Below are 3262 nucleotides of genomic sequence, written 5' to 3' on the forward strand. Positions count from 1 at the left end.
CATATCCATAATCACATCATCGTGAACAATGTAAATTTCTACACGGGCAAAACCTTTGAGACTGAGCATAATCAAGGCAAGATACCCGACCGAGCGTGGAGCAAACTCCGCACGATTTCGGACGAACTTTGCAGAAAGCACGGACTTTCTATCATCGAAAATCCCGAATTATCAAAGGGTAAAAGTCATTGGGAGTGGGAGCTTGACAAGCAGAATTTGTCGTGGAAAGAACAGCTTAAAAGAGCCATTGACGAGGTTATCAAGGTCAGCGAGGACTTTGAGGATTTCCTTGCGAAGTGCGCTGATTTCGGGATATTGGTGGACTACAATCCCGACCACAAAATTGACCTGAAATTTATGCTTGCCGAACAGAAAGAGCGTAATCCGAGGGCGAAGTTTACAAGAGCCAAAACGCTGGGCTACTTCTACGAGAGCCAGCAGATCAGAAAGCGTATCGAGAGTTACAAGTACCAAATGTCGCACCGTCCAACAGCGAGAATTATCCGCATCACAGCTGAGAAATTTCAGCAGTCTCAGGGCTTGACGAATTGGGTGACTCCCCACAGTGTGGGGAGATGTCACGAAGTGACAGAGGGGACGGGCGACCGTTGGGAGGACAAGGAGAATATGAAAGCGGCGAGCAAGGCACTCAACGAGATGAACGCAAGCAATTCTACGCTTGAAGAATTGGAGAGTGCAGCTCACAAAGCACTTGCAAAATTTATGGTCATGTCAACTTCGCAAAAGGCTCTAAGCAGTCGTATTCACGAATTGGAGGAGCAGATTCCTGCAATCGAGAAGTATCATGAATTTGTGGCGTATCACAAGAAATATACTTCTCTGGAGGGTAAGGCGAAAACCAAGTACAAGAGCGATTTTTGCTACGAACTTGACGAGTACCACAAGGCTTACAAGAAGCTGATAGAGCTATTCCCCGACGCTCATATACCGAAACTCAGCAAGCTGAAAACGGAACTTGAAAAAGCACGAACAGATTATGCACAGCAGAGTGCGGAACGTAAAGCCCTGAAGAAAGAAGCGGACAGGCTTTCAAGGCTTGCACAGCAAAAGCGTGACAGTCAGAGAACGCTTGCACGATATATGCAGAATGAACAGGCTGCCAAGAGAAAGAAAAGTCAGCTTGAATAAAGAGAGGAAAATTTTATGAGCAAAATTGGTTATATCCGTGTTTCTACGGAGCATCAGGAGACAGCGAGACAGCAGGAGATCATGTGCGACTATCAGGTTGACCGCATCTTCTCCGAGAAGATTTCGGGAGCGAATAAAGACCGTCCTCAGCTTAAAGCTATGCTGGACTATGTGCGTGAGGGCGATACGCTTTATATCGAGAGTATCAGCCGTTTAGGGCGCTCCACAAAGGACTTGCTGAACATCATCGACACACTTACCGACAAAGGGGTAACGCTTATCAGCCACAAGGAAAACATCGACACCGATACTCCGTCAGGAAAGTTTATGCTCACCGTGTTCGCAGCACTCTCACAGTTGGAGCGTGAACAGCTCAAACAGCGACAGCGTGAGGGCATCGAGATCGCTAAGGCTCAGGGCAAGTACACGGGACGGAAAACTATTCCCACCGATTGGACGAGGTTCGGGCAGCTCTATGGGGAATGGAGAGCCAAGCACATCACAGGCAGAGATTTTATGCGGAGAATGGATATGTCCGCAAACACATTCTACCGCCGTGTGCGTGAGTATGAACTCCGTCACGGCATCACCGAGCAGACCTCAGCTTGACTGTCAGACGAACTGAAAAGCCCCACAGCGCCGTTCACCACCGCAGAGCGGAAAACTAACCGCTGAAAAGAAAAAGCCCTCAGAAACGCTTACAGAGCGTTTCCGAGAGCTTGCGGTTATTCAGTTCCAATAGGGTTTGTGCCTGTTGTGGTATGCTCCACAATTCTGATTATGACTTATGCGGAACGGAAAACGGGTGCGCCAGTAGGCTATAGATTATAAGAACGATTATTTTGAAAATGAGTCGGAAGTTAGTTTTTATAAGCGATATTAAAATCTTCACCATCATTCAGGTTATCAAATAGTTCCAACAATCCATTTTGACCGTGAATCTCCATCCATTCGCTGACTTCATGTTTTGCATTTACATAACGAAAACGCCTGTCATCACTGGTACCTGCATAAAATTCAGCGGGAGTATCCATTTCTTCAAGTGGAATTGCATTTTTACCGTTATTTGTTTTCTCTTTCCACACTTCCTGACTGTATTGTTCACGGTAGTCGTTTTGCATGGCAAGCCCTTCATCGAACCAGGGTGGGATGTTTTTCAGAGCTTTTTTGTTAAGACGGGTGTGCAATTCTGCATGAGTGAGTTCATGAGCGAGTATGTCAGCATTACAAAACTCATCAGAAATTACAATATAGTTTTTCTTTGAAGGAAACAACAGAGTTTTGGTATCATGATCTCCACCGAGCTTTGAAAGCAGTTGTTTGTCATCACAAAAAACAATGATCGTATCCTCTGCATACTGCATTTCGCCAAAAAACTCAGTATCACGAGTTACCGCATCATCTGTAACTCGTATAATATCGTCTGTATTCCCTGAATAGCCATTGTTCACATATATGTTTTCCGATATTTTTACAAAAGAGTTTCGGTAAGGTACTGACATACGGTATCCGTCGGGTGTGAACTGAAAGAAATATACGACTGCCAACAGCATCAAAAGTAATATTGCGATGATACTGCATAAAACTATTTTCTTTTTCTTCTTTACCATGTTCAATTCTCCTTGATTTCAGTATTGTCCATACATCTTGTCAGTCAGAATTCTCTTTTCTCATATATTTTTACAGAAAGCTTCCAAGAGAATGTATACAGTAACAAAATCACGCCTGCAGCGATAAATGGCAAATAAGCTGTTATTCCTGAACTTGAAGTCTTTACTACGCCGTCACTGCCGAACCAATTCATAAGCAATCCACCAGAGCCACCGAGCAGTCCACCCCATATCAATGAAAGAATCTTCCCGTTAGCGGTTCCGAATCGCAGGTCTATCGGTGTAGAAATTGAAGGGATAAGCAAACCGGTTCCCAACCCCAGTAGCACTATGAATGCAAGATTATGGAAATCAAAGTCTCTCTTGAGTGAGGTCGCAACTGTATAAAATATCCCCGAAACCAATGCAGAGCAGCCGCACAAGACAAGAGTCATGATATATTTTGCCGATACAATTTCACTGCGACTGTATGGTAATGCCAACGAGAACTGCTGCCACTTACT

General features: G+C 44.7%; 4 protein-coding genes. 2 read left to right on the forward strand and 2 right to left on the reverse strand.

The annotated features are described in order from the left end of the window. Together K6G33_RS01775 and K6G33_RS01780 are read left to right on the forward strand one after the other, a co-directional pair. Window positions 1-1149, forward strand: a 1149-nt coding sequence (locus K6G33_RS01775) for a relaxase/mobilization nuclease domain-containing protein (protein ID WP_296775576.1), incomplete at its 5' end; no start/stop codon positions are given. Between the two features lie 15 nt (window positions 1150-1164). Continuing rightward, window positions 1165-1758, forward strand: a complete 594-nt coding sequence (locus K6G33_RS01780) for a recombinase family protein (protein WP_296775579.1) — start codon at window positions 1165-1167, stop codon at window positions 1756-1758. 251 nt (window positions 1759-2009) lie between these two features. On the opposite strand, the gene K6G33_RS01785 is transcribed toward K6G33_RS01780, so the two are convergent. Next, on the reverse strand, window positions 2010-2759 hold the full coding sequence (locus tag K6G33_RS01785) for a hypothetical protein (protein ID WP_295171966.1): 750 nt from the start codon (window positions 2757-2759) through the stop codon (window positions 2010-2012). Window positions 2760-2803: 44 nt separating this feature from the next. Beyond that, the coding region (locus K6G33_RS01790; RefSeq protein WP_296775582.1) for an ABC-2 transporter permease at window positions 2804-3262 on the reverse strand (459 nt) is incomplete at its 5' end.

The sequence above is a fragment of the Ruminococcus sp. genome, assembly GCF_024691275.1.
Lineage (GTDB): Bacteria > Bacillota > Clostridia > Oscillospirales > Ruminococcaceae > Ruminococcus.

Bases quoted from the DNA above. Each gene is read 5' to 3' on its own strand.
- K6G33_RS01785 (WP_295171966.1), bottom strand. From the start codon at position 2,759: ATGGTAAAGAAGAAAAAGAAAATAGTTTTATGCAGTATCATCGCAATA.
- K6G33_RS01780 (WP_296775579.1), top strand. From the start codon at position 1,165: ATGAGCAAAATTGGTTATATCCGTGTTTCTACGGAGCATCAGGAGACA.